Below are 26,839 nucleotides of genomic sequence, written 5' to 3'. Positions count from 1 at the left end.
GGGTTCACAGCCTTATTATGCAACGCTTCTCGGCAGAGTACCGATAATTGCTCGGAATTTAAAAAGTGGACGTCATTCTACCACTCCATGACAATTCCTCAACGCTGGCAGATTATCGCCACCGCTCATTGAACGCGCTTTACACGCTCTCGCTTTTCCTTTGGCGATATGAGCCTTGCCTAATTTTGCGGCGAACAAATAAAAACGCTTTAAAAACCGTTGACTCACTTTCAACTATCCCTATAATGCGACTCCATCAAGACGGGGCGATTAGCTCAGTTGGTAGAGCATCTCCTTTACACGGAGGGGGTCGGCGGTTCGAGCCCGTCATCGCCCACCATCTCGTCTGATAGTTTAAATGAGAATATGAGGGTGATTAGCTCAGTTGGTAGAGCATCTCCTTTACACGGAGGGGGTCGGCGGTTCGAGCCCGTCATCACCCACCATCATTTTCTCAGGGTTGTACCAGTAGTCAGTTATATTGTGGGTGATTAGCTCAGTTGGTAGAGCATCTCCTTTACACGGAGGGGGTCGGCGGTTCGAGCCCGTCATCACCCACCACGATCTGACTCGGATTTGCACAGTTTTGAATAGTAGTAACCATGTCTTGAGCAGTTAGCTCACTAATATGGGTCGTTAGCTCAGTCGGTAGAGCAGTTGACTTTTAATCAATTGGTCGCAGGTTCGAATCCTGCACGACCCACCATCTCTCTTGATAACACTCAATCATTCCCCAAACACTCAACCTCATAGATCCCACGACTCAATCCTGCACGACCCACCATCTCTCTTAATAGCACTCAACCATTCCCTAAACACTCAACCTTACAGATCCCACGAACTTATCCCTACCTACCCCCACAATTAAACGCAACTATTTAGCCACTCTCGCTATTTAATTTTACTTATTGGCATTTTCGTCGGCGCAGTCAAACAGTTGTCATCCATGTTCTACGATACTAGGTGCAACAACTCGCACTCAAAACTGCTTAGCCAAGCGCATTTAATCAAGGAAACATGATGGAAGGAAAAGAGAGAATGGCAACCTCGCTGGCCGAGGTGAAAGCCCATGCTGCACTCCCTACTGTTGGGAAAACGCTACTGCTAAAAAATGCTGACCTGCTAGTAACAATGGATAAAGATCGCCGGGAAATTAAAAAAGGCTGCCTCTTTATCAAAGGCAATACCATTGTGGCGGTAGGCACGGAAAACGAAGTGCCGCAAACAGCAGACCGCGTTATCGATCTTAAAGGTCATATTGTGATCCCTGGCCTGATTAACACCCATCACCATATGTACCAAAGTTTGACCCGCGTGATCCCAGATGCACAGAATGGTGAACTGTTCAAATGGCTGACCGCGCTCTACCCTATCTGGGAAAAACTGACCCCGGAAATGATGAAAATCGCCACCAAAACCGCGATGGCCGAGTTAATGCTTTCTGGCTGTACCACTTCCAGTGATCACCAATATGTTTACCCCAATGGCATCAAGCTGGATGACAGTATTGAAGCTGCTCAGGAGATCGGGATGCGCTTCCACGCCTGTCGCGGCAGTATGAGTGTGGGACGTAAGCAAGGTGGTTTACCGCCTGACTCCATTGTTGAAAATGAAAATGCAATCCTTAAAGACACGCAAAGAGTGATTGAACAGTTTCACGATGCCAGTCGCGGGGCAATGATCCGTATCGTGGTTGCCCCCTGTTCACCTTTCTCGGTGAGTGAGCAACTGATGCGCGACTCGGCAAAACTGGCACGCACCTATGGCGTGTCGCTGCATACACATCTGGCAGAAAACGTCAGCGATATTGAATATAGCCAAAAAACCTTCAATAAAACCCCGGCTCAGTATGTGGAAGATCTCGAATGGGTCGGCCATGACGTATGGCATGCGCACTGTGTAAAACTCGACGACTACGGTATCAAGCTGTTTGCTCGTACCGGTACCGGGGTAGCCCATTGCCCATGCTCCAATATGCGACTGGGGTCGGGTATTGCACCAATTCGCCAGATGCTTGATGCTGGCATGCATGTTGGCCTTGGCGTTGATGGCTGCGCCTCCAACGACAGTGCCGACATGATAGCGGAAGTACGCCAGGCATTATTATTACAGCGCGTCGGTTTTGGCCCGGAAGCACTCACTGCCCGTGAAGCATTGGAGATTGCCACCTTGGGTGGGGCTAAAAACCTTAACCGTGACGATATCGGTTCACTGGCACCCGACATGATGGCTGATATTGCCGTGTTCAATCTCAATAATATCGGCTTGGCTGGCGCACAGCACGATCCCCTCGCAGCACTGGTGTTTTGTAACCCAGGGAAAGTGGCCTACAACATCATCAATGGCCGCATCGTGGTGGAGAATGGGAAAGTGGTAACGGTAGATATGCCGCTGGTGATCGAGCAGCACAATCGCCTGGCACAACAGTTGGTTACTGACTCGTGATCTCCACGCCATGTAAAAATAGGACACTACCCGTTGCCAGACCTATCGGTTAGTGAATATAGACCCACCGTATATTACTGCGGTGGGTTTCTCTTCAACGGTTTAACCAGATAGTCCAACCCTTCAATTTTAATCGCCAGCGTCATTTCCATCAGCATGCCCAACTTACCGTTGGGGAATTCACCCTTGCGGGCAAACCACAGCAGATACTCCTCCGGTAAATCAATCAATGCCCTGCCCTGATACTTACCAAAAGGCATAATAGTGTTGGCGATCTCAATCAGGTTCTCTTTTTCCATCAGGCACCCAACAGGCGGATCATTTCCGCTTCGTCGATCACCTTGATACCCAGCTCCTGAGCCTTGGCCAACTTGGAACCGGCTGCCTCACCAGCAATCACCAGATCAGTTTTTTTAGAAACACTGCCGCTGACCTTGGCACCTAACGCCGTGAGTCGATCTTTAGCTTCATCGCGAGAAAGCTGGCTGAGCGAGCCTGTCAACACCACGGTTTTACCGGCGAACGGGCTGTCTATCTCTTCGGCAACAATCACCACCGGCGCTGGCCAATGAATACCTACCGCTGGGCTGATCAGCTCGGCAATCACCTGTTGGTTATGCGCTTCAGCAAAGAAATTCACCACATGACGTGCGACGATCTCCCCAACATCTGGCACCTGTTTTAGCGAATCCAAGGTTGCCGCTTGCAGGCTTTCTAACGAACCAAAATGTGCCGCCAGATTGGCTGCTGTCGCTTCACCCACCTCACGAATACCCAGCGCATACAGGAAGCGAGCAAAGGTGGTTTGTTTGGCAGCCTCTAATGCATTAACCAGGTTCTGTGCCGACTTAGGCCCCATTCGATCCAAACCTGTGAGCAAACCCGCCGAAAGATGGAACAGATCAGCCGGATTTTTGACATACTCTTTATCCACCAGTTGTTCGATGATTTTATCGCCCATACCATCAACATCCAGCGCACGACGGGAAACAAAATGCTTCAATGCTTCTTTGCGCTGAGCGGCACAGAACAAACCACCGGTACAACGAGCAACCGCTTCCCCTTCTACCCGTTCGATATCAGACCCACAAACCGGGCAATGGCATGGAAACACCACTTCACGCGCATCCAGTGGGCGGTTTTCTGTTATCACCCCCACCACTTGTGGGATCACATCCCCCGCACGACGCACAATCACGGTGTCACCAATACGCAGGCCGAGACGTTCAATTTCATCGGCATTATGCAATGTGGCATTGCTGACCACCACACCCGCCACCTGTACCGGTTCCAAACGTGCTACTGGCGTGATGGCCCCGGTGCGACCAACCTGGAACTCCACTTCGCGCACTAGCGTAATCTGCTCTTGTGCCGGAAATTTGAATGCCGTCGCCCAACGTGGTGCCCGGGCAACAAAACCCAAGGCTTCCTGCAAGTCGATATCATCAACCTTGACCACCACACCATCAATATCAAAACCAAGATGAGCACGCGCTGCTTCTACCTGGTGATAAAATGCCAGCACTTCAGCACTGCCAGTACAAAGCTTGACTTGATTACTGACAGGCAAGCCCCAGTCTCTGAATTGCATCAGACGTTGCCAATGGCTGCGCGGCAATTCGCCCCCTTCCAGCACCCCTACCCCGTAACAAAAAAAGGTCAACGGTCGCTTGGCGGTAATGCGTGGATCAAGCTGACGCAGTGAACCTGCAGCCGCATTACGCGGATTGGCGAAAATCTTTCCATCTTTACGCCGTGCTTCCTGGTTCATCTGTTCAAAACCGGCCTGTGGCATAAACACTTCGCCGCGCACTTCCAAACGGCGCGGAATATCGGTTCCAGTCAAACGCAGCGGGATGGCCCGGATAGTACGCACATTGGCAGTAATGTTCTCGCCAGTGGTACCATCACCACGCGTGGCCGCTTGTACCAGTTCACCATCCTCATACAGCAGACTCACCGCTAACCCATCCAGCTTTAGCTCACAACAAAAGGTTAGTGCTTCACTGCTTTTCAATCGATCCTGCACACGCTTGTAAAATGCCAGATAGCTCTCTTCATCAAAAACGTTATCCAACGATAACATCGGAACTTCATGGCGCACCTGTTCAAAGGCGGTCAACGGTGCGGCACCGACTCGTTGCGTGGGTGAGTCTGCGGTGACCAGTTCTGGATGTGCCGCTTCCAACTCACGCAGTTGATGCATCAGGCGATCATATTCCGCATCTGGGATCTGTGGTGCATCAAGTACGTGATACTGATATTCGTGGTGGCGTAATGAGGTTCGTAGTTGATTGATTGTTTCGTTAATCGAGGCCATGACCCACCATTAAAGATAAAAAACCCCCGGCTGGCGGAGGTTTAGAGTTGTTAACAAAAGAACAGTTTTGCCAGCAAACTATCGAAGATTTGCACCACGATACCCGTTGGCTCACCCTAGTTGTCAGTCACGCCCCCCATCAGGAATGGGGGAACGCTGCAATTTATCAGGACCTACTTTCCAACACTGCTCGGATGCGGGCTTTATAGGTTTCCAACTTTTGTGGTGTCATCAGATGGCGTTCATCATCCAATACCACACCACCGACATCATCAGCAATACGCTGGGCCGACTGCAGCATCAGCTTGAAATTTTGACTGGCGTCGCCATAAGACGGCACCATCATAAATATTGATACACCCGGTGTAGAAAAGTCTGACATGGCTTCAGGATCAAAAGAACCCGGTTTGACCATATTAGCTAAGCTGAATAACACAGGGCCACTCCCGGCCGGGCTGATATGACGGTGGAAAATGCCCATTTCGCCAAACTGAAAACCCGCCTGCAAGATGCTCTGTAGCAACAACTCACCGCCAATCAGGCCCCCATGATGTGCCGATACATGCAACACCAGAACTGTCTCTGCCCGTTTTGCTGATTTTACCGGTTCTTGAGCCGGCTGTGAGGACGGTGATACTTCAGCCACTTTTGTTTCTGGTTTAGACTGATGCAGCGGTTCCGTTGGCTGGGAGACTGGCGATAAATCTTCACGCTGAGGCTCACGATGTGATGCTGAAAACGGCTGCTGATGAGCGTCGTCATTCTGCCCGTAGTTATCCAGCAGAATATCACCATTATCCTGCTGCGCTGCCAATAGCTCAGACTGATATATGTCTGACGAAGAGGAGTCAACGGTCTGTGAGGAGATCGCGGGTTCTTCGTGTTCCGTATCAAAACGCCCCATTGTCGGCTCACTCTGCGAACGAGTGGAACGAATACGAACCTCTCCTACGCCTTCGTCAGGATCATCAAGTGGGGTTAGCTCACGCTCGTTTTTGGCACGTTTTATTGGGCGATCACGAAAAATTGACGAGCGTTCTTTACGGCTGGTCCACAACCCATGCAATAACAACGCTATTATGGCGATCGCGCCAACAACGATTAATATAAGACGCAAATCTTGCATCATTGCTATCTCTAGTTGTTTCGATACATTGCCACCACGGCAAACATTCACTCTTTAACTTTATTTGCCTGCAGGCACAAGTGCAAGCCCGGACTGAACTTTATGGCCATAAAGATGATGATATTGCATTTTTTTGCTTCTTTTTCAGCCAATCACACCCTAGCAAGAAAAAACTCATCCCGATATGATAGCGCTGCCCATTCAGATGAAGAGATAAACTTAACATGTCCTATATGCAGCCTCCAGCCAAACCCCGCAGCGGTATACATTATTTTACCGAAGGGTGGCGACTGATTTCACGCCCGGGGATCAAACGCTATGTCGTCTTACCATTGCTGGTCAATGTGCTGCTGATGGGGTCCGCTTTCTGGTGGCTATTCAGCCAGTTAGGCCAGTGGATCCCAAGCCTCATGAGCCATATACCGAGCTGGTTGCAATGGTTAAGCTACTTGCTCTGGCCACTGACGGTGGTTACGGTTTTATTGGTATTCAGCTATCTGTTCAGCACCATCACCAACCTGATCTCCGCACCGTTTTGCGGTTTACTGGCGGAACAGTTGGAAAAAAGCCTCACCGGTCAACCTCTGCCGGACACCGGTATACTTGGGATCGTTAAAGATCTGCCACGTATCATGTCCCGTGAGTGGCGCAAACTAATGTACTACCTGCCACGTGCGTTAGTCCTGGTATTGCTTTTTTTCGTACCAGGCATCGGCCAAACCGTCGCACCGCTATTATGGTTTCTGTTCAGTGCCTGGATGTTAGCAATTCAATACTGTGACTACCCTTTTGATAACCACAAAATCAGTTTTGCCGATATGCGCAAAGCCTTGCGTGCACGCAGAGCCGATAATCTGCAGTTTGGTGCCTTGGTGAGCCTCTTCACCATGATCCCGATCCTCAATCTGGTGATCCTGCCCGTCGCTGTGTGTGGTGCAACGGCAATGTGGGTGGACCACTATCGTGCGCAATTCGTCCGCTAGAGACTCTGTGGTATGGAGAGTGCCATAAAGTCGACCAAAGGAAGGAACTGACAAAAACGCATATTTTCTCCCTGTCCGCAGCCGATAACTCGCTGACAGGGAGAAAAAGTACCCAATTAGAAGTTGTAGTTAATGCCCAACATCACGGTAATCTCACTGTAGCTTGTCGGATAAGCAACCAGGTTTATTTGCATTGCTACCAACTCCGTTACAGCGCGCATGATTAGGGGTATAAAACTTATTTCTTAATAACATATCGTTATAGCAATTCCTTTCTTCCCTGCTGGCAGAGTTAGCGTATGCTCTGTATGTTCCCTAAATTTTCATAGAGTTAAAGGAAGGGCTATGAGCAAGATATATGAAGATAACTCATTAACAATCGGCCATACGCCGCTGGTTCGCCTGAACCGTATCGGCAACGGGCGTATTCTCGCCAAAGTTGAGTCTCGTAACCCGAGTTTCAGTGTCAAATGCCGTATCGGTGCCAATATGATCTGGGATGCCGAAAAACGCGGCATTCTAACCCCGGGTAAAGAACTGGTCGAACCTACCAGCGGTAACACCGGGATTGCACTGGCTTTTGTCGCCGCTGCTCGCGGTTATCCGTTAACCTTGACCATGCCTGAAACCATGAGTATTGAGCGTCGTAAACTGCTCAAAGCCCTGGGTGCCAACCTGGTGCTGACGGAAGGCACTAAAGGCATGAAAGGGGCGATAGCTAAAGCCGAAGAGATTGTGGCAACCGATCCTGGCCGCTATATCCTGCTGCAACAGTTCAGTAACCCCGCCAACCCAGCGATTCATGAAAAAACCACTGGGCCTGAAATCTGGGCAGATACCGACGGCAAAGTCGATGTGTTTATCGCCGGCGTTGGCACCGGTGGCACCTTGACTGGCGTCAGCCGTTACATCAAGAACACGCAAGGCAAGGCGATTATCAGTGTAGCGGTTGAACCCACTGACTCACCCGTAATCAGCCAGGCGCGAGCTGGTGCTGAAATCAAACCCGGTCCACACAAAATCCAAGGCATCGGTGCCGGTTTCATTCCAGATAACCTGGACCTGAGCCTGATAGATCGCGTTGAACAAGTCACTAACGATGATGCAATTGCCATGGCTCGGCGGTTAATGGAAGAAGAAGGCATACTGGCGGGGATTTCATCAGGGGCCGCCGTCGCAGCCGCTGCCAAACTCGCCGCAGAGCCAGATTTTGCTGACAAGACCATTGTGGTTATTCTGCCTTCCTCGGGTGAACGTTATTTAAGCACTGCGCTATTCGCCGATTTGTTTACCGAACAAGAGTTACAGCAATAGACTAAATGGCTCAAAAAACGCTCAAAAAGCATCCTTTCGGGTGCTTTTTTGTGGTCTACTTCAAAATTTACACTACTTGAAGATTGCTTTTAGCGGCTGGCTTTAGTATTTAACCGAGCAATTATTTTGGTGCATAAAATTAATCGCCTTCCTGCTATTGTTTCAGCTGAATCGATTTACCCATTTGTCGCTTCAGTAGAAAACACGGCATAATAAGAAGCTGATTCAAACGACGTCGCAAGTTAAGTTTTTTGATCTGAACTGCCTAAAGCGTCGTTTTTTGTTGCATCAACCCTTGCCCCTGTAACAACATAGTCAGGCGCTAAACAGACAAGCTAAAATGACGCCTTCAGGCTCAACTTTAGCTCCACAACATTAATCCTAATAAGTTGGGGAAATACCAATGTTCCAGCAAGAAGTTACTATCACCGCACCTAATGGTCTGCATACCCGCCCTGCTGCTCAGTTCGTTAAAGAAGCCAAAGGCTTCGTGTCTGACATTTCTGTGACTTCCAATGGCAAAAGCGCTAGCGCCAAAAGTCTGTTTAAACTGCAAACGCTGGGTCTGACTCAAGGGACCGTAGTCACCATCGAAGCCACCGGTGAAGATGAGCAAAAAGCCGTTGAGCATTTGGTAAAACTGATGGCAGAGCTTGAATAAACAGCTCGTCTTTTTAGTTAACACCAGTCATGAGTAAGGTAGGGTTATGATTTCAGGCATTTTAGTATCACCGGGTATTGCTTTTGGTAAGGCGCTCTTACTGAAAGAAGATGAGATTGTCATCAACCGGAAAAAAATCTCGGCGGACCAGGTTGAACAAGAGGTCTCACGTTTTCTGGCTGGCCGAACCAAGGCTTCTGAACAGTTGGAGGTGATCAAGACCAAAGCGGGCGAGACCTTCGGCGAAGAGAAAGAAGCTATCTTCGAAGGCCACATCATGCTGTTGGAAGACGAAGAACTTGAACAGGAAATCATAGCCCTCATCAAAGACAATCTGGCCTCTGCTGATGCTGCGGCTTACAACGTGATCGAAGGCCAGGCGAAAGCACTGGAAGAACTGGATGATGAGTACCTGAAAGAGCGCGCAGCCGATGTGCGCGATATTGGCAAGCGTTTGTTGCGCAATATCCTGGGTATGCCCATTGTCGATTTAAGCGCCATTCAGGACCAAGTCATTCTGGTGGCTGCTGACCTGACCCCTTCCGAAACGGCACAATTAAACCTGGATAAAGTACTGGGTTTTATTACTGACCTGGGGGGCCGGACTTCTCACACCTCGATCATGGCGCGTTCTTTGGAATTACCGGCTATCGTCGGTACCAGCGACGTGACTACGCAGGTGAAAAATGACGATTATCTGATCCTGGATGCCGTCAATAACCATATTTACGTCAACCCCACAGCAGATGTTATCGAACAGCTTAAAGCTATTCACAATCAATACGTCTCTGAAAAAAACGAGTTGGCTAAACTGAAAGACCTGCCAGCCATCACGCTGGATGGGCACCAGGTCGAAGTCTGCGCTAACATTGGTACCGTGCGTGATGTCGCGGGTGCTGAGCGTAACGGCGCGGAAGGTGTCGGCCTGTATCGTACCGAGTTTCTGTTTATGGACCGCGATTCTCTGCCAACAGAAGATGAACAGTTCCTGGCGTATAAAGCGGTTGCACAAGCCATGGGCTCTCAGGCAGTGATCGTCCGTACCATGGATATCGGTGGTGATAAAGACTTACCGTATATGAACCTGCCAAAGGAAGAGAACCCATTCCTTGGCTGGCGTGCGATCCGCATCGCGATGGACCGCCGAGAAATCCTGCACGCACAACTGCGTGCTATTCTGCGAGCTTCTGCATTTGGTAAACTGCGTATCATGTTCCCCATGATCATCTCAGTTGAAGAAGTGCGCGACCTGAAAGGCGAATTGGAAACCTTGAAGGCGCAACTACGGCAGGAAGGCAAAGAGTTTGACGAATCCGTTGAAGTGGGCGTGATGGTCGAAACACCAGCTGCTGCTGTGGTTGCTCACCATCTGGCGAAGGAAGTTGACTTCTTTAGTATTGGGACAAACGATCTTACCCAGTATACTCTAGCGGTAGATCGCGGTAATGAGCTGATTTCTCATCTTTACAACCCGATGTCTCCATCTGTATTAGGTCTGATTAAACAGGTCATTGACGCATCTCATGCGCAAGGCAAATGGACCGGTATGTGTGGTGAGCTTGCGGGGGATGAGCGTGCTACACTGTTGTTATTGGGCATGGGGCTGGATGAATTCAGTATGAGTTCGATTTCAATCCCACGCATCAAGAAAATTATTCGTAACACGAACTTCGAAGATGTGAAAGCATTAGCCGCGCAAGCCTTGGCACAACCCACGGCGAAAGAATTGATGGATTGCGTAGATAAATTCATCGAAGAAAATACACGCTGCTAAACTGCTACGACACTGGAAAGCCGCCCAATTTAATACTTAGGAGAAGATCATGGGGTTGTTCGATAAACTGAAATCTCTGGTTTCTGATGACAAGAAAGATACCGGCACAATTGAGATCGTTGCTCCAATTTCTGGCGAAATCGTCAATATCGAAGATGTACCAGATGTAGTATTCGCTGAGAAAATCGTTGGTGATGGTATTGCTATCAAACCCGCTGGCAACAAGATGGTCGCCCCAGTGGATGGGACCATCGGTAAAATTTTCGAAACCAACCATGCGTTTTCTATCGAATCCGACAGCGGTATTGAGCTGTTTGTTCACTTTGGTATTGACACTGTAGAACTGAAAGGCGAAGGCTTTAAGCGCATCGCGGAAGAAGGCCAACGAGTCAAGAAAGGGGATGTGGTGATCGAGTTTGATCTGCCGCTGTTGGAAGAGAAAGCTAAATCAACCTTGACGCCAGTTGTTATCTCCAACATGGATGAGATCAAAGAGTTGATCAAACTGTCCGGTAGCGTAGTTGTGGGCGAAACCCCGATTATCCGCATCAAGAAGTAACTGTCGTCTGTCGTAATGCCACTAAACCCCATGTTTACATGGGGTTTTTGTTATCTATAGAACTATCACATTCATTATTCTACTTTTTCACCTTGTCTAAACGCCTCCCTAGCTTCATTCAAGCTCATTCTGTTAGCTCCCCCCGCATATGATGGTTCCTTCGATTGAACTGGATCATCCTCCCATTTACATATGGGGCAAATTTCATAGTCACCTAAGTTATCTATCGTTTTTCCACCACAACATGGACAATTAAATTCATCAGTCATTGTTTTTCGCAATACTTTATTTTATCAAAAGGTTTAAACATAGTTTTAGGCACATCATCTAAATGAATGATAGTAAGTATTCAGTGCCCCAGTACTGACAAACCGTTAATCAAAGACACCCGTAGAGAGGTAGCGATCGCCACGATCGCAGATAATCGCCACAATCACACTACCGGGGTTGCCCTGCGCCATACGCAATGCACCCGCAACTGCACCACCAGAACTGACACCACAAAAGATCCCTTCCTGCTGAGCTAATTGGCGCATGGTTTGCTCGGCGTCACTTTGGCTCATATCCAGCACCTGATCGACCAACTCCGGGCGGAAAATCCCCGGCATGTAGCCCGGTGACCAGCGGCGAATACCCGGAATACTGCTGCCGGGCGCAGGTTGTAACCCGATAATTTGTACCTGTGGGTTTTGGCTTTTCAGGTACTCCCCCACCCCGGTAATGGTGCCGGTGGTTCCCATACTGGAGACAAAATGGGTGATACGGCCCGCGCTCTGCTGCCAAATTTCAGGGCCAGTGGTGGTGAAATGGGCATAGGGGTTAGCCAGATTATTAAACTGATCCAGCACCACCCCTAGCCCTTGTTGTTGCATTTCCAGCGCCAGATCTCGTGCCCCTTCCATCCCTTGCTCTCGGGTCACCAGTATCAGCTCGGCACCATAAGCTTTCATCGCCGCCTGGCGTTCGATGCTCATATTATCCGGCATGATTAATTTCAGTGCGTACCCCTTCATCGCACAAATCATTGCCAGTGCGATCCCGGTATTGCCGCTGGTTGCTTCAATAATCTGATGCCCGGGTTTAAGTCCACCACGCTGTTCCGCTTGCTGGATCATCGCCAGTGCGGCGCGATCTTTCACCGAACCTGCCGGGTTATTCCCTTCCAGTTTAACCCAGACTTCACTGCCTGAACCTTCAGCCAAGCGTTGTAGTTTTACTAATGGCGTATTGCCAATACATTGTTCCAGAATCGTCACTCTTATTGCCCATATCATGTAAAAGGCAACCCAAGGTTGCCTTAAAATAGAGATAACAAAAAACTATCAGGCGATCTTGGCTAACGCAACCGGTTGTAATAGTTGTTCACCGGCATAGAGGCGCGCATTAAGACTCCCTACATAGTAACGGTCACCACGAGCGGGAGTGATATGACCGATCGGTAACACCACCGTGATGGGCTCTTGATGCCAACCAATCGGTTGTACCGTCAATTGCCAGAAGTGACCACGGGGGCTCACTTCCAAAACTTGCACCGGTAATGGGCAGCGCTCACTGCTTTTGCTGCTAAGCTCCATCTCCCAAGGGCGTAAGAACAGATCAACCGGCCCCTGATAAATAGGTTGGAAAGAGAGTGGCCAATGGTGAGCCCCAACAAACAGCTGGGTCCCGCGAATTTCGCCATGCAGGCGATTCACTTCCCCCATAAATTCCAGCACAAAGCGGCTGGCAGGCTCACGCATAATCTCAACCGGGGAGCCGACTTGCTCAATATTCCCCTGACTCATCACCACAATGCGGTCCGCCACTTCCATCGCTTCTTCCTGATCGTGGGTGACAAACACACTGGTGAATTTCAGCTCTTCATGCAACTGGCGCAACCAGGTGCGCAGCTCTTTGCGCACCTGGGCATCCAAGGCACCAAAAGGTTCATCCAACAGCAGGATCTGCGGTTCCACGGCCAATGCACGCGCCAAGGCCACACGCTGTTTTTGTCCACCAGAAAGCTGGGACGGATAGCGGTTAGCTAAATGGCTCAGTTGGACCATTGCCAGCAACTGCTCAACCCGCTGTTTGATTGCCGCGCTATTCGGGCGCTCACGGCGTGGCAGCACCGTTAAACCAAAGGCAATATTGTCAAACACCGTCATATGGCGAAACAAGGCATAATGCTGAAACACAAAACCGACACGGCGATCACGCGCATGCATGCGGCTCACATCGGTACCGTGAAACCCCAGTTTGCCACCACTTTGGGTTTCCAACCCGGCAATAATGCGCAGCAAGGTAGTTTTGCCAGAACCCGAAGGCCCCAATAACGCCACCATCTCACCAGAAGGAATAACCAGCGAGATATCGTTCAATACCTTGGTACGACCAAAAAACTTATTGATACCACCAATCTCAATACTCATAGTTCCTCCTGTTCGAGACGAATATTTTGACGAGCCAAGCGCCATTGCAAGGCACTTTTCAGAAATAGTGTCACTATTGCCATTAAGGTCAGCAGAGCCGCCGCCGTAAATGCCCCTGCGGTGTTGTAATCCTGATGCAGTAATTCAACCTGCAGCGGCAACGTATAGGTTTCGCCACGAATGGCACCGGAAACCACCGAGACCGCACCAAATTCACCAATCGCGCGGGCATTGGTCAGCACCACCCCATACAACAGCGCCCAACGAATATTCGGCAGGGTTACGCGGCGAAACATCTGCCAACCAGAAGCGCCAAGCAACACTGCCGCTTCATCCTCCTGGCTCCCCTGGCTCATCATCAATGGCACCAGTTCGCGCACCACAAACGGGCAGGTGACAAATACCGTTACCAACACCATACCGGGCCAGGCAAACATCAATTGCAAGTCATGGGCCTCAAGCCAACCCCCTAGCGGCCCATTACTGCCGTAGAACAGCAGATACAACAACCCAGCCACCACCGGTGATACAGCAAACGGCATATCGAACAGCGTCAACAGCAACTGGCGGCCAGGGAAAGTAAAACGTGTCACCAGCCAGGCCAGCAAGGTACCAAACAGCAGATTGACCGGAACCGTGATTAATGCCACCAGCAGCGTCAGCCAGATAGCATGTAACATGTCCCGGTCAGCCAGGTTATGCCCTACCGCAGCGATACCCGAAGAGAATGCTTCAATGAAAATCATCGCCATCGGCACCACTAATAGCAGGATCGAAAACAGCACGCCCACCAAGATCAGTAACCATTTAAGCCCATTGATGCGCGGGCGTGTTGCCTCATCTACAGCAATAAGATCAGCCATCAGCGCCCTCCAATCCGCCGACCAAAGCGGCTCTGCAAGGTGTTAATTGCAAACAGTAACAGCAGTGATACCGCCAAAATCACCGAGGCAATGGCACTGGCGGCCGGGTAGTCGAACTCCTGTAACCGCACAAAAATCATCAAAGAAGTTACTTCCGTTTTCCAGGCGATATTGCCAGCAATGAAGATCACTGCGCCAAACTCACCGAGACTACGGGTAAATGACAGCGCCGTACCCGCTAACAATGCAGGAGCCACTTCAGGCAAAACCACCAACCGAAAGCTCTGCCAACGGTTCGCTCCCAAGGTTTCCGCTGCCTCTTCATATTCTGGGCCCAGCTCTTCCAACACTGGCTGCACAGTGCGCACCACAAAAGGAATACTGGTGAACGCCATCGCCACCGCAATCCCTAACCAGGTAAAGGAAACCTTGATATCGAAATGCGCCAGCCACTGACCATACCAACCGGTGGTGGAAAATAACCCGGCCAGGGTCAAGCCCGCCACCGCCGTCGGCAATGCAAAAGGCAAATCCATCAGCCCATCAAGCAAAGCCCGGCCAGGAAACTGATAGCGCGTGAGGATCCAAGCCATCAACATGCCAAATAACGCATTAAAAATACTGGCCACCGCCGCAGCCAATAGTGTGACTTGATAAGCGGCAACCACTTGAGGATGGGTAATAACCTGCCAATACTGTGCCAGGCTCATCTGTGCCAATTGCATCACCAATGCACTGAGCGGCAACAGTAAAATCAGGCAAGTGTAAAGCAGGCTACTCCCCAGGCTGAGAGTGAACCCGGGTAACACTCGCTTGCTGGCTATAGAAAACATCACTTACGCCCTGCTGCTAACAGTTGGTCCAACTCCCCACCGGTTGCAAAGTGGGTACTCATCACTTGTGGCCAACCACCGAATTGCGCCTCAACGCTAAATAGTTGGGTTGCCGGGAACTGGCCTTTCGCTGCGGCCATCACCTGTGGGTCATAGACGCGGTAATAAAAGCTGCTGATAATCTGTTGCGCTGCGGGGCTGTAGAGATAATTCAGATAGGCTTTGGCGACGTTTTCGGTGCCGTTTTTTTCAACATTCTTGTCCACCCAGGCCACCGGAAACTCCGCTAAAATATTCACGTCGGGAACGATGACCTGATAGTTCTCCTCACCGTATTGTTTGCGGATGTTATTCACTTCAGATTCAAAACTGATAAGCACATCCCCCAAACCACGTTCAACAAAAGTGGTGGTTGCTCCCCGGCCTCCGGTGTCAAACACCACCACATTTTTCAGCAAGCGGGTCATAAACTCACGGACTGCGGCCTGATTGTGATCGGTGGCTTGGCTGGTGGCCCCCCAGGCAGCCAGATAAGTGTAACGACCATTGCCGGAAGTCTTCGGGTTTGGGAACACTAACTTGACATCGTCACGTACTAGATCAGCCCAGGTGTGAATCCCCTTGGGATTATCCTTACGTACCAGAAATGCCATGGTGGAATAGAACGGTGAACTGTTGTTCGGCAAGCGCTGCTGCCAGTTTTGAGGAATTAATTGCCCACGAGCGTGCAAAATCTGTACATCACTCACCTGGTTATAGGTCACGACATCAGCACGTAGCCCCTGCAAAATAGCCAAAGCCTGTTTAGATGAACCGCCATGAGACTGTTTGATGGTTAACTTGTCGCTTGGGTGTTGCTGGTTCCACTGTTGTTCAAAACCAGGGTTGAGCGCTGCAAACAATTCGCGCGACACATCATAAGAACTGTTAAGTAATTCAACTGCCGAGGCGATACCACTGCTGGTCAATAACACCACCGCCAAGTAGCCTTTCAACACTCTATTTGGGATCCAGGTATATTTCATTGTGCACCTTGTCACTCACCATCAAACCAGAAAAACGACGTTTCTATATTGACCAGTGTATGGATAACTCGATGCAGAGTTGTAACGCTTTTATAGAATGTTTAGTGCTTTACCATCATCAAACGCTATAAGGCAAGGCGCACGGTAGGTAGCAGGAGGAGTACCACGCAGGAAGAGTAGCAAGCTAGAGCCAGTAAACTGGCTCCGAAGAAAGAGATTAAAGCGATAACAAGCGGGTCAACGAAGGGGCAAAATAGTAACTGCCCGTCACTGGCTTACTGAAACGCAGCACCGCATCATGTTTGCCATCCAACTCACCAAACATACTCAACAGCTGTTTTTCTATATTATGCAAGCGAGCACAGTAGGCAATGAAATAGAGGCCATGTTTGCCGCTGGCGGTACCATAAGGCAAGCTCTGACGCAGGATTTTCAACCCTTCCCCGTCCTCTTTCAGATCAACCCGGCTAACATGTGAAGTATCTGGCCGTTGATCCGCTGGCAGCTCCTCACTATCTTGCTTGGTGCGGCCAATGACCTTTTCTTGCTGTTCAGTGGTCAACCCTTGCCATGGACGACCCAAATTATGCTCGTAACGTTGTACCAGGACGTAACTCCCGCCGGCATCCTCTTCACCTTCACCAATCACCGCAACTTCGGCACGCTGTTCCCCTTTTGGGTTTTCAGTACCATCAATAAAGCCACTTAAATCACGATCTTCCACCCAGCGGAACCCATGGGTTTCTTCTTCAATATGGATCGCGGCACCAAAAGCAGCTAACGCCGCTTGTGCCAAGGTGAAATTGACGTCATGACGTAGTGACTGGATATGAACCAACATATCGCGCTGAGTTGCCGGTGCCAGCCCTTTGCCTAGCGGGACGAAAGGCTTCAGTTCTTTAGCACCTTGACCATTGGCAAGGGCATGCCAAATCTCAGAACCAAAAGCGACCACTGCGCCTAAATGGGCATCAGGAAATTTCTGCTGTAACTCACCTAGCACCTGACAAAACTGTTTGCAGCCCTGACGTACCTCGGCAAGTTCCCCTTGCAGCCTGGCTTCGAGAAAAATAGCAAACCGGCAATGCTCCAACAGAATACCGCTCTGAACCTGTGTCATATCATTATCCTCAACTTTCTGAATTCGTAAGCAGATCATTTCCCTACGAAAAATGCGTTACACCCTATACCTGGTAAAAGACGCAGCCCTACCCGAAGACAAAGCAGTTAACGGCAACCCGGCGATAAATTATTGTGCTTTTGCATGCCAGATAATTTTACTCACCTTCCAACTCTGCAGGATATTGTCAGGTGGAATAATCTCTTGTGGACCTGCCCATTGGCCGTTAAATACATAGCTGACATGGCGACTCTGAGTGGCTACGCACTCAACTTTGCCAGCATTATCACCTTCACCCGCTTTGCACGCACCATACGCCTTGCTGAATAACTCACTAAATGGTGTGCCCAGTTTACTGCCCCATTCGGTAGGCACTTTACTGTCCATGACCTCGATCCGTTGTACCGACCCTTTAAATTCCCCAGTAATCAACAGCTTGACGTCATTCCCCGCCATCGCTTGAAAGTAGGAAACGACTTGCCCTTGATAGCTAGTCATACCGCTCAGAATTGGATAGTTATCCTGCAGGCCTTTGCTAATGGCTGAGGCTGTCATCGGTGTTGTCGCGGTGATATCACCGACCCCTTTCTCACTCACCACCATGCTGCTACTACCAAACCAATTAAATGGTGACAAGCTAGACCAAGAGAAGCTAGGCCAAGAGAAGCTGGAACTGCTAGAACACCCTGCCAGCAACAGCGGCAGCCCTAATAACAGCGGGCGAATAGTCATCAATAACTCCTTAATATAAAACATAATTTTAATACTTCACGTTACTTGGGTGTTGGCTACACTCTGATACTCAGCGCTTCCTGAGCCTCGTTCCTTCAGAGCTAGCACAAGCGCTGTTCAAAACACACAGCGTTTTGTCAAGAAACGCGAATTATTTTGAGTACAGATTAGCGACTTAAGCCCCATTACCGCAGGGCTCTAGCGTAAGTTGCCAGTTTGGAGTACAAAAATTGGGAAAAGTGCCACCAAAAAACAATTAACCCCGTTACCAGACACCCCATTGTCAGCCCCGCCACCCACTAGGTGCACTGACCTGCGTCAACTCGGTTCCACCGGCTGGGAAAAGCACACTATCAAGCGTTGATTCAGTAATAGATAGCTCAGCGCCAACGCATCAAGCAGCACCAGGAGGATATCTACCGGAGGGTCGTTCATCTCTTGCTGCTGCCACACGCCGTAAGCTGACCCCAGTAGAGCAACAGCCACAGCAATGACTAAGACCCAGCGCCAGCAATACCACAGACGGGGCCAATGCTGACGACGTCCACTGATGATAAAAGCCAGGGCAGCAGGTAGCCCCAGCAACATGCCAAACCAAAAGCGCTGAGTATCAGGGTAGAACAGTTGCAGTAACCCGGCCCCTTGGTCACGGGACGCTCCTGCCATGACAAACAGTATCCAGGTACGCGCCTGCAGAATTAATACTCCCCAAAACCACCATGGTAAACGCAATACACCATGCTGATCATAATCATCCGGTGAAAACCGGAGAACGGTGCGTTTCAAAGGTTGTTGCTTACTCATCTTATGACGTCAGTCCCATTCTCAGACTTACTCTCGTTTATGCTTATCACTTGCTAAACTATAACGATATTATCTCTCTCGTAGGTAGCGACGCCCCGTTGACGTTATCATTACCTCCTAGCTTAAGGATCAGCCATGTCAATAACAGCAATGTGATCTCGCTGGCACAAATTTACCAGCGCACGATCACCTCAAAACCACCCTGCGCCGCATGACCAAAGCAAATCTTCATCTTATGTAGTGCTGCAATACGTTTAACAATCGACAGCCCCAAACCACTGCCGGTGCTTACTTGGCCTGGTGGCCGCCAAAATCGCTCCCCTAACCGCGTTAAAACCTCCTCAGTGACACCGGGACCATTGTCACTGACCCTGAACTGATGCTTCTCGAGCGTCACTTGTACCACACTGCCGCACGGACTGTAGCGGATGGCGTTATCGAGCAGATTGCGTACCAGAAGCTCAAGCAATAACGGTTGTCCGGTGTAAAGCCCATTATCTGCCTCCAGATTGAGGTGTATATCAACGTCCGCCTGTTGCGCTACAGGGTAAATATCCATCACTGCCGACTGTAAAAGTTCTGCCATTGCGATAGCCTGAACTTCCTCCAAATGATCCAGTGAATCTAGGCGTGACAGTATAAGCAGTTGTTCCACCAACCGACTCGCACGTTCAATACCCGTATTCATCTGCAACAATGCTTTTTTAAGCGCCTGCTGATCCTCCATCACCAACTGTGCGACATCCGCCTGTACTTTTAATGCAGCAAGTGGGCTACGTAGTTCGTGAGCAGCGTCGGAAGTAAAGCGGCGTTCACGCAGCATCAGTGCCTGAATACGTGAAAACAGTTGGTTAAGTGCATCAACCAGCGGGCGCACCTCCCCTGGAACCTGCTCGGTATCCAGGGGTTCGTCGGCATCGGCTGCACGGTTAAGTAGCGCATTGGCCAGTTGCTTAAGTGGCTGTAGTTCCCAACTCAGCAGGATTATCAGTGATAAAAACATCAAGGGCAGCGCAACAAGCCAAGGCTGCAGTTGCGACAAAATAATCTCCAGCGCCATCTCTGTACGGTATTCTTTCTCCTGCCCTACTACAATCCGGTGTTGTTTATCAGGCGTGCTGAGCCACAAAAAACGCCATTTGTCGTCATCATCTTGTAACTGTCCATCCTTAAACCCTTCATGTTGATAATGCCAAGGGATCTGCGCGCCATTTTCCCCATCATGTAGAATGCGTTTGCCTTCGGCGGTAAAAACAGCAAAAGCCAGTGCATCGTCGTCCGGATAACCGCCAGTATCCTTTTTCATCGGATGTACTACCGACTTTGATGCATTCAGCCCACTAAAGTCCATTGCACTGATACGCTTGGCAAACAACAACTGTTGGGTGTCGAATAACTCATTCAATTTATGCGTCGTCTGCTTCCAAGCCACAAAGCTAGCGCAACCCCAGGCGACGACAGCTAGCGACAGAAACAGTAATGTCAGACGCACACGCAAGCTCAGCCGTTGTGTCCGTTTCATGCCTCCCCCAGAGTGTAACCAATACCATGAACTGTGCGAATGAAGGTACTACCCAGTTTGCGTCGTAAATGGTGTACATATACCTCAATCGCGTTACTGGCGATATCATCGTTCCAGCTATAAAGTTTTTCTTCTATAAGTTTGCGCGGCAGTACACGGCCCGCGTTACGTAGCAGCAGTTCGAGCAAGGCAAACTCTTTGGGTTTTAGCATAAGTGGCTCACCATCAAAACTGGCGATTAACCGAACTGGGTCTAACGTAACCTTGCCGTGAGAAAGCTCACTTTGTGTCTGCCCATAAGTGCGTCGAATCAATACTTGCAAGCGTGTTGCGACTTCGATCAAGGCAAACGGTTTGCAAAGATAGTCGTCCGCCCCTAAACGTAAACCATCCACCCGTTGCGACAACGCATCACGCGCGGTGAGAATCAATACAGGTTCTTGGCGATTATTCTCTCGCCATTCGCGCAAAATAACCAAGCCATCTATTTCAGGTAAGGAGAGGTCGAGGATCACGGCATCGTAAGGCGCACTGAACAGCGCATTTTTCCCCTCACGCCCCGACGTAAACCAATCTACGCTAAAGCCAAGGCGCGTCAGCCCTACTTTGATACCATCACCAATCAATCTGTCATCTTCTACCAGCAGTATGCGCATCAGTATTCCTTTATTACACCTCTTCTGGTGTCAATCAAAGCGACTCATCACGCAGATGTACAGCAAAATATTTTCTTTTGACACCTTAAGGAATCGTTAAGAATTATGAGGTTTAATCACTGTGAAAACCAACAGAAAGGATCAACATGATGAAAAAATTCGCGATTAGCACGGTTATCTTTGCTTTATCTACCGCTCCAGTGTTTGCCGCTCAGCAAGGGGGATTTTCTGGGCCGCAAACCACAGCACAAGCCGGTGGCTTTGTTGACAAAAATCACAGCATCACCACAATCGCCAATGCCAAAGAGCAACGCGAAGGTACTTGGGTCAGATTGCAAGGCAACATCATCGAACGCGTATCGGATGATACCTATATATTCAAAGATGCCAGTGGTACGATCACTGTCGACATTGACCATAAATATTGGAAAGGCGTTACCGTCGCCCCACAGGATTTGATTGAGATCCAAGGTGAAGTGGATAAAGACTGGCGTAACGTGGAAATAGATGTAAAACAAATCAATAAAATCAATCCATAGTTTTTTATTTATACTCGACATCCTTCAAGTTGCATGGGTGCTGGCTGTGTCCAGATACTCGGCTCGTCCTGAGCCTGGCCGCTGCCAGCAGCGTTCAAGTCTGCTCCCGGCAGACTTGTCGCACCAGTCACACTCGCACCAGTCACATAGTAGACTATGCTCTTGGCGACTATAGAACTTGCCGCCTACATGCAACTCGAATTATTTAGAGTCTATTAATACCTATAGACCTGTGATACTTCAAATGGCTTGAAACTCTTGTTGAGTCTTAGATACCCGGGACAATCGTACTGAGACGCGTTCCGACGGCTAACGCCGCTAGGAACCCTCAGCACGCCGTCCCTAATAACAGGCTTGGTCAAACATCTTCAAGTTGATCGGGTATAAAGGTTAAATTCAGCTCAATTGACTGGGTATTGTCGAGCTTGCCACAAGAGCTTAAAACCACTATTTTTTTAATTCAATAAGACGTTTCAGCTGTTCGAACAATACCCTAGTCAATTATTAGGACACCGTTTAGTATTCCTGATCCTCAATTAACCTTTTACCCATGCAGGTTATACTCTGGATCTCGTAACCGATCTTTTCATACATCTCAATAACGGTATCGTTATCTTCACGTACCATCAGTTGAATTTTCGGGCAGCCTCGAGCGATCAGTTTTTTCTCCAGGCGGTTAATTAACGCATTGGCGATACCACGCCCACGATAATCGGGGTGAACTCCCAGATAATAGGCTGAACCACGGTGGCCGTCATAGCCCCCCATGACCGACCCCACCACTTCGCCCCCCACTTCCGCCACTAAAAACAGTTCCGGATCGTGGTTCAATTTACGCTCAATGTCCATTTCAGGGTCATTCCATGGGCGCAACAAATCGCAACGCTCCCACAGCGTGATGACCTCTTCAAAGTCCTCTTGTCGAAATACGCGAATCTCCATCGATGCTCACCACTGTTATTTAATCTGTTTACCTGATTATCGCGTGATTATTCTATGACGCAATATCAAACTGAAATTTGCCTCTGCTATCGCACAAATTACAGCGCCCTTAGCGATGTACAGTGACTGCTTGGTGATATTCAAGTCTGTTCCTGCCCCCCTATTCCTTAACTAAGGGTTAAGCGAGCAAAAATTCGGTTTTTATCTTCTAGCCACGACTCAAACAAGGAATTAACATAAAAATATCTTATGTTTTTACTAAGGCGCGTTTGACCGACAATCATCAAAAGCAGTATGCAATAATTTCTATTGATTCCTCTTTCAACGCAATGCCTTATATTTTAATAACTAATTAGAGGTATATAAAATTTAGTGCTGCTTCTCAAAATTCAATCAAGTCTTCAAGATCTCTTCGTAAATTGACCAAAAACAACATTTTTTATGTGGCCTATGTTATCCCTACAAAATGTGATGTTGAAAATCTGTTCTTAACCGAACCTAACAACTAATAAAGTACTGCGTTAACGCAGACCAACTGGATGGGATGCTTATGAATAAGGTCAGCAATGTATTGACGCTATTTCTAGCAGGGATGATTACGGGGTTCTTCTCGTTTTCGGCACTTGCCGCCGAGGCACCGGGGAAGATTGAGGCCAGAAACGAAACTTTCTCTGCTTCTCACCCGGATCAATACCAATCTTGGAAAGCCACCGCTGAACAATCAGAGCGGGTAGACGCTTTAGCAGCAGACCCTCGTCTGGTGATTCTTTGGGCCGGCTACCCGTTTGCCAAGGATTACAATAAGCCGCGTGGTCACGCCTATGCCATGACGGATATCCGTGAAACGTTACGTACTGGCGCGCCAAAAACAGCGGAAGACGGGCCATTGCCCATGGCCTGCTGGAGTTGTAAAAGTCCAGATGTCGCCAGAGTGATCGCCGAACAAGGGGAAGCGAACTATTTTCATGGCAAATGGGCGCGTGGAGGGCCGGAAATTGTTAACGACCTCGGTTGTGCCGATTGTCACAATACCGCTTCCGCTGATTTTGCCGCTGGCAAGCCCATGCTGACCCTTTCGCGCCCTTATGCCGATAGAGCCATGCAGACGATCGGTAAATCCTTTGATAAAGCGGGTCGTTTCGAGCAGCAATCTATGGTCTGTGGGCAGTGCCACGTCGAATATTATTTTGAAGGCAAAGACAAGGCGGTGAAATTCCCATGGGACAAGGGAACAACGGTGGATGACATGGAGGCCTATTACGACAACATCGCTTTCTCCGATTGGACCAACCCATTATCGAAAACACCGTTGCTCAAAGCTCAGCACCCAGAGTATGAAACCTGGAGTGCCGGGATGCATGGCAAGAACAATGTAACCTGCATCGACTGCCATATGCCGAAAGTGCAAAACGCTGAAGGCAAGATCTATACCGAACACAAGATTGGTAACCCGTTCGATAACTTCGAACATACCTGTAAAAACTGCCACACCCAAGATAAAGCCAGCCTGGAAGCAGTGGTGGCCAAACATAAGCACGACATTAACGAGATCAAATTGAAAGTGGAGGATCAACTGGTTCACGCGCACTTTGAAGCCAAGGCTGCCTGGGATGCTGGCGCAACCGAAGCCGAGATGAAACCTATCCTGACCCATATCCGTCACGCCCAATGGCGTTGGGACTTTGCTATCGCTTCACACGGTATTCATATGCATGCACCGGATGTTGCATTGCGCATTCTAGGCACGGCGCTTGATCAAGCCGCACAGGCTCGCACTCAGCTCATCCGTTTGCTCGCCACCAAAGGGGTCACCCATGAGATAGCGCTGCCGGATATCTCTACCAAAGAAAAAGCCCAATTGGCTATGGGGATGGATATGCCGAAGTTGAATGCCGAAAAACAAGAGTTCCTCAAGACAGTCGTTCCCCAGTGGGATGAGCAGGCAAAGAAAGCCGGGCTGTTAAGCCATTAACCCCTTCGCCTCGTTCGCGGGGCGTAAAAAAATGGAGTCAATATGAGCGTACTGCGTTCGTTATTAGCTACCGGGGTGCTTGCCTGCAGTCTTTGGCTGACAGTATTACCGGTATCAGCACAAACCGAAAGTCCCGCAGCCAAACAGAATTCTGCGGAAGTTACCCTGCAACGGAACCCAGATGATGCCTGCTTGCGTTGCCACAAGCCGCAACAAAGTGCGATGCATGGCAAACATGAGGGTGCCATCAACCCAAATAACAAATTACCGGTGACTTGTACCAACTGTCATGGAACCCCGTCATGGCACCACCGTGAAGGGGTCAAGGATGTAATGCGTTTCAACGAGACGATGTTCGGTGTCGAGCAGCAAAACAGCGTTTGTCTGTCTTGCCATTTGCCCGAGGCATTGCAAAAAGCCTTCTGGCCGCATGATGTGCATCTAGCCAAAGTATCTTGTGCTAGTTGCCACCAGCTTCATCCTGAGCAGGAGAAAATGCAAGGGCTGAGCGACAAAGGGCGGATACAAATCTGCGTGGACTGCCATCGCCAACAGCAGCAGAACCCAGCGTTTAATCCAGCATCGGTCAAGCTGGATAAGGAGCAGCCATGAGCTGCTCACGGCGCCGTTTTATTGCAGGAATAGGTGTGCTGGCCATGACCTCTATGGCGGCGGAAAAACTCTTGGCACGCAGCATGAATGTGAACGGCATCCGCTACGGCATGGTTCATGATGAATCACGCTGTATCGGTTGTACTGCCTGTATGGATGCCTGCCGTGAAGTCAATCAGGTACCGGTGGGCGTTTCACGCCTAGAGATTATCCGCAGCGAGCCGATAGGCCAGTTTCCTGATGTGAAATACCGCTTTTTTCGCCATTCTTGTCAGCATTGTGAAAGTGCTCCGTGCGTGCATGTTTGCCCAACCGGGGCTTCATTCCTGGATGCTGCCAGTGGGATTGTCGACGTTAATCCGGATCTCTGCATCGGTTGTCAATACTGCATTGCGGCCTGCCCTTACCGGGTACGCTTTATTCACCCGGTAAATAAAACGGCGGATAAATGCGATTTTTGCCGCAAGACCAACCTTCGCCAGGGCAAGTTGCCAGCCTGCGTACTTTCCTGCCCAACTCAGGCCTTAACATTTGGCAACCTTGACGATCCTGATAGTGATATCTCGCGTCTGTTACAGCAAAAAACCACTTATCGCTACAAGATTGCATTAGGAACACACCCCAAAATGTATCGTGTTCCGTTTAAATATGGGGAGATAAGTCAATGACTTCTGCCTTCCATTTTGAGTCTCTGGTCTGGGATTGGCCCATTGCCATTTACCTGTTTCTGATTGGTATTTCTGCAGGTCTGGTGACTCTGTCCATCCTGCTGCGGCGTTATCATCCCGAGGAAGGGTCCTCAAAAAGCCAGATCATGCTGACCACACTGTTTATCGCGCCCACCTCAATTGCGCTCGGACTGTTCATTCTGATTTTTCACCTGACCCGCCCGTGGACCTTCTGGAAACTGATGTTCCACTACAGCTTTACCTCAGTGATGTCCATGGGCGTGATGCTGTTCCAGATTTACATGTTAGTGCTGGTGTTGTGGCTCGCGCTGATTTTCCGTGATGAATTGGCCTCATTGCAACAACGCTGGCTACCAAAGCTGTCGGTGATCCCAACATTGTTGGCTCGCCTCTTGCCTTTGTTGCGGTCAATAGAAACACTGATGCTGGTCCTGGCGGTATTGTTGGGCGCTTACACCGGCTTCCTGCTTTCGGCATTGAAGTCTTACCCCATGCTAAACAACCCGTTGTTACCGGCGCTGTTCCTATTCTCCGGTATTTCATCGGGGATAGCGGTCGTCATGCTGGTGGTCACCCTCAGGCCCAAAGCCGATATCCACAGCCGTGAGATGCATTTCCTTCACCGCCTTGAAACACCCGTGGTATGGCTGGAAATTTTCCTGCTGGCTGCGTTCTTCATCGGATTAGCGCTGGGGGATGACGGTAAGCTACGCGCCTTATCGGCTGCGTTGGCTAGTGGTTTCTGGGCCTGGTGGTTCTGGTTGGGCGTTGTTGGCCTGGGGCTGGTTCTTCCGTTGCTACTGAAAGCCGTAGGTTGGGGTAAAACCCGGCTCCATATCCTGTTGATCAGCGGCTGTAGTTTGTGTGGCGTATTATTGCTGCGTTATTTTATTCTGTATGCCGGGCAAATGACGGTTGCCTGAGTGCTGTAACCAAA

General features: G+C 49.6%; 26 protein-coding genes and 4 tRNA genes. 15 read left to right on the top strand and 15 right to left on the bottom strand.

Going from position 1 to position 26,839, the window contains the following annotated elements; genetic code table 11:
- Positions 1–264 precede the first annotated feature (264 nt).
- The 5 genes from ACX9GV_RS05370 (at position 265) to ACX9GV_RS05350 (ending at position 2,445) form a co-directional block, all read left to right on the top strand.
- A tRNA-Val gene (locus ACX9GV_RS05370) sits at positions 265–340 on the top strand.
- Positions 341–370: 30 nt separating this feature from the next.
- Positions 371–446, top strand: a tRNA-Val gene (locus ACX9GV_RS05365).
- 39 nt (positions 447–485) lie between these two features.
- A tRNA-Val gene (locus tag ACX9GV_RS05360) sits at positions 486–561 on the top strand.
- A 69-nt stretch (positions 562–630) separates the two neighbouring features.
- Positions 631–706, top strand: a tRNA-Lys gene (locus ACX9GV_RS05355).
- 332 nt (positions 707–1,038) lie between these two features.
- Complete coding sequence (locus ACX9GV_RS05350; protein WP_473197310.1) at positions 1,039–2,445, top strand: 8-oxoguanine deaminase; 1,407 nt, start codon at positions 1,039–1,041, stop codon at positions 2,443–2,445.
- 74 nt (positions 2,446–2,519) lie between these two features.
- On the opposite strand, the gene ACX9GV_RS05345 is transcribed toward ACX9GV_RS05350, so the two are convergent.
- From ACX9GV_RS05345 to zipA, 3 genes are all read right to left on the bottom strand, one after another.
- Complete coding sequence (locus ACX9GV_RS05345) at positions 2,520–2,744, bottom strand: DUF3820 family protein (RefSeq protein WP_023491077.1); 225 nt, start codon at positions 2,742–2,744, stop codon at positions 2,520–2,522.
- The gene (gene ligA, locus ACX9GV_RS05340) at positions 2,744–4,765 is read right to left on the bottom strand and encodes an NAD-dependent DNA ligase LigA (RefSeq protein ID WP_473197309.1); all 2,022 of its coding nucleotides are present in this window, start codon (positions 4,763–4,765) and stop codon (positions 2,744–2,746) included. The genes ACX9GV_RS05345 and ligA overlap by 1 nt, the downstream gene beginning before the upstream one ends.
- 166 nt (positions 4,766–4,931) lie before the next feature.
- Positions 4,932–5,894, bottom strand: a complete 963-nt coding sequence (gene zipA / locus ACX9GV_RS05335) for a cell division protein ZipA (RefSeq protein ID WP_473197308.1) — start codon at positions 5,892–5,894, stop codon at positions 4,932–4,934.
- Between the two features lie 221 nt (positions 5,895–6,115).
- Between zipA and cysZ the strand changes: the two genes are divergently transcribed.
- The 5 genes from cysZ to crr all read left to right on the top strand — a co-directional run bounded on the left by cysZ (position 6,116) and on the right by crr (position 11,182).
- A complete protein-coding gene (cysZ, locus tag ACX9GV_RS05330) occupies positions 6,116–6,874 on the top strand; it encodes a sulfate transporter CysZ (RefSeq protein ID WP_023491072.1) in 759 nt (252 codons plus the stop codon).
- Positions 6,875–7,219: 345 nt separating this feature from the next.
- On the top strand, positions 7,220–8,188 hold the full coding sequence (gene cysK, locus ACX9GV_RS05325) for a cysteine synthase A (protein ID WP_473197307.1): 969 nt from the start codon (positions 7,220–7,222) through the stop codon (positions 8,186–8,188).
- Between the two features lie 403 nt (positions 8,189–8,591).
- On the top strand, positions 8,592–8,849 hold the full coding sequence (gene ptsH / locus ACX9GV_RS05320) for a phosphocarrier protein Hpr (RefSeq protein ID WP_023491070.1): 258 nt from the start codon (positions 8,592–8,594) through the stop codon (positions 8,847–8,849).
- A gap of 46 nt (positions 8,850–8,895) precedes the next feature.
- The gene (gene ptsI / locus ACX9GV_RS05315) at positions 8,896–10,623 is read left to right on the top strand and encodes a phosphoenolpyruvate-protein phosphotransferase PtsI (RefSeq protein ID WP_473197306.1); all 1,728 of its coding nucleotides are present in this window, start codon (positions 8,896–8,898) and stop codon (positions 10,621–10,623) included.
- Between the two features lie 49 nt (positions 10,624–10,672).
- A complete protein-coding gene (gene crr, locus ACX9GV_RS05310; RefSeq protein ID WP_023491068.1) occupies positions 10,673–11,182 on the top strand; it encodes a PTS glucose transporter subunit IIA in 510 nt (169 codons plus the stop codon).
- A 74-nt stretch (positions 11,183–11,256) separates the two neighbouring features.
- On the opposite strand, the gene ACX9GV_RS05305 is transcribed toward crr, so the two are convergent.
- The 11 genes from ACX9GV_RS05305 to qseB form a co-directional block, all read right to left on the bottom strand.
- Positions 11,257–11,451, bottom strand: a complete 195-nt coding sequence (locus ACX9GV_RS05305) for a CPCC family cysteine-rich protein (RefSeq protein WP_473197305.1) — start codon at positions 11,449–11,451, stop codon at positions 11,257–11,259.
- A gap of 105 nt (positions 11,452–11,556) precedes the next feature.
- Positions 11,557–12,438, bottom strand: a complete 882-nt coding sequence (gene cysM / locus ACX9GV_RS05300) for a cysteine synthase CysM (RefSeq protein WP_473197304.1) — start codon at positions 12,436–12,438, stop codon at positions 11,557–11,559.
- Positions 12,439–12,504: 66 nt separating this feature from the next.
- Positions 12,505–13,593 (bottom strand): sulfate/thiosulfate ABC transporter ATP-binding protein CysA, encoded by a 1,089-nt coding sequence (cysA, locus tag ACX9GV_RS05295; protein WP_473197303.1) that lies wholly within the window; start codon positions 13,591–13,593, stop codon positions 12,505–12,507.
- A complete protein-coding gene (cysW, locus tag ACX9GV_RS05290) occupies positions 13,590–14,456 on the bottom strand; it encodes a sulfate/thiosulfate ABC transporter permease CysW (protein WP_023492614.1) in 867 nt (288 codons plus the stop codon). Before cysW ends, cysA begins: the two co-directional genes overlap by 4 nt.
- Positions 14,456–15,289: a sulfate/thiosulfate ABC transporter permease CysT gene (gene cysT / locus ACX9GV_RS05285; RefSeq protein WP_023492613.1), complete on the bottom strand. Its 834-nt coding sequence runs from the start codon at positions 15,287–15,289 to the stop codon at positions 14,456–14,458. Before cysT ends, cysW begins: the two co-directional genes overlap by 1 nt.
- Positions 15,289–16,314 carry a sulfate ABC transporter substrate-binding protein gene (locus ACX9GV_RS05280; protein ID WP_473197302.1) on the bottom strand — a complete coding sequence of 342 codons (1,026 nt, stop codon included), beginning with the start codon at positions 16,312–16,314 and terminating at the stop codon, positions 15,289–15,291. The genes cysT and ACX9GV_RS05280 overlap by 1 nt, the downstream gene beginning before the upstream one ends.
- Positions 16,315–16,531: 217 nt before the next feature.
- Positions 16,532–17,434: a Dyp-type peroxidase gene (locus tag ACX9GV_RS05275; protein ID WP_023492611.1), complete on the bottom strand. Its 903-nt coding sequence runs from the start codon at positions 17,432–17,434 to the stop codon at positions 16,532–16,534.
- 129 nt (positions 17,435–17,563) lie between these two features.
- On the bottom strand, positions 17,564–18,166 hold the full coding sequence (locus ACX9GV_RS05270) for an RpoE-regulated lipoprotein (RefSeq protein WP_473197301.1): 603 nt from the start codon (positions 18,164–18,166) through the stop codon (positions 17,564–17,566).
- Positions 18,167–18,484: 318 nt separating this feature from the next.
- On the bottom strand, positions 18,485–18,970 hold the full coding sequence (locus ACX9GV_RS05265) for a DUF2919 domain-containing protein (RefSeq protein ID WP_473197300.1): 486 nt from the start codon (positions 18,968–18,970) through the stop codon (positions 18,485–18,487).
- Positions 18,971–19,142: 172 nt separating this feature from the next.
- Positions 19,143–20,492, bottom strand: a complete 1,350-nt coding sequence (qseC, locus tag ACX9GV_RS05260; RefSeq protein ID WP_473197299.1) for a quorum sensing histidine kinase QseC — start codon at positions 20,490–20,492, stop codon at positions 19,143–19,145.
- A complete protein-coding gene (gene qseB / locus ACX9GV_RS05255; protein WP_023492607.1) occupies positions 20,489–21,148 on the bottom strand; it encodes a quorum sensing response regulator transcription factor QseB in 660 nt (219 codons plus the stop codon). Before qseB ends, qseC begins: the two co-directional genes overlap by 4 nt.
- Positions 21,149–21,297: 149 nt before the next feature.
- On the opposite strand from qseB, the gene ACX9GV_RS05250 reads away from it, so the two are divergent.
- A complete protein-coding gene (locus tag ACX9GV_RS05250; RefSeq protein ID WP_037383948.1) occupies positions 21,298–21,687 on the top strand; it encodes a YgiW/YdeI family stress tolerance OB fold protein in 390 nt (129 codons plus the stop codon).
- Positions 21,688–22,203: 516 nt separating this feature from the next.
- Here the strand turns inward: ACX9GV_RS05250 and ACX9GV_RS05245 are convergent.
- Positions 22,204–22,629 carry a GNAT family acetyltransferase gene (locus ACX9GV_RS05245; protein WP_473197298.1) on the bottom strand — a complete coding sequence of 142 codons (426 nt, stop codon included), beginning with the start codon at positions 22,627–22,629 and terminating at the stop codon, positions 22,204–22,206.
- Positions 22,630–23,221: 592 nt separating this feature from the next.
- On the opposite strand from ACX9GV_RS05245, the gene nrfA reads away from it, so the two are divergent.
- Genes nrfA through nrfD form a run of 4 tightly spaced genes read left to right on the top strand, consistent with a single transcriptional unit; the run spans position 23,222 to position 26,825 of the window.
- Complete coding sequence (gene nrfA, locus ACX9GV_RS05240) at positions 23,222–24,601, top strand: ammonia-forming nitrite reductase cytochrome c552 subunit (protein WP_473197983.1); 1,380 nt, start codon at positions 23,222–23,224, stop codon at positions 24,599–24,601.
- A 42-nt stretch (positions 24,602–24,643) separates the two neighbouring features.
- Positions 24,644–25,213, top strand: a complete 570-nt coding sequence (gene nrfB, locus ACX9GV_RS05235; protein WP_473197297.1) for a cytochrome c nitrite reductase pentaheme subunit — start codon at positions 24,644–24,646, stop codon at positions 25,211–25,213.
- The gene (nrfC, locus tag ACX9GV_RS05230; protein WP_023492602.1) at positions 25,210–25,881 is read left to right on the top strand and encodes a cytochrome c nitrite reductase Fe-S protein; all 672 of its coding nucleotides are present in this window, start codon (positions 25,210–25,212) and stop codon (positions 25,879–25,881) included. Before nrfB ends, nrfC begins: the two co-directional genes overlap by 4 nt.
- The gene (gene nrfD, locus ACX9GV_RS05225) at positions 25,878–26,825 is read left to right on the top strand and encodes a cytochrome c nitrite reductase subunit NrfD (protein WP_473197296.1); all 948 of its coding nucleotides are present in this window, start codon (positions 25,878–25,880) and stop codon (positions 26,823–26,825) included. The genes nrfC and nrfD overlap by 4 nt, the downstream gene beginning before the upstream one ends.
- Positions 26,826–26,839: the final 14 nt, after the last annotated feature.

This window comes from Serratia sp. 25CWL12, assembly GCF_055790885.1.
The sequence above is the reverse complement of the archived record's forward strand: the minus strand, read 5'-3'. Positions and strand labels throughout refer to the sequence as shown.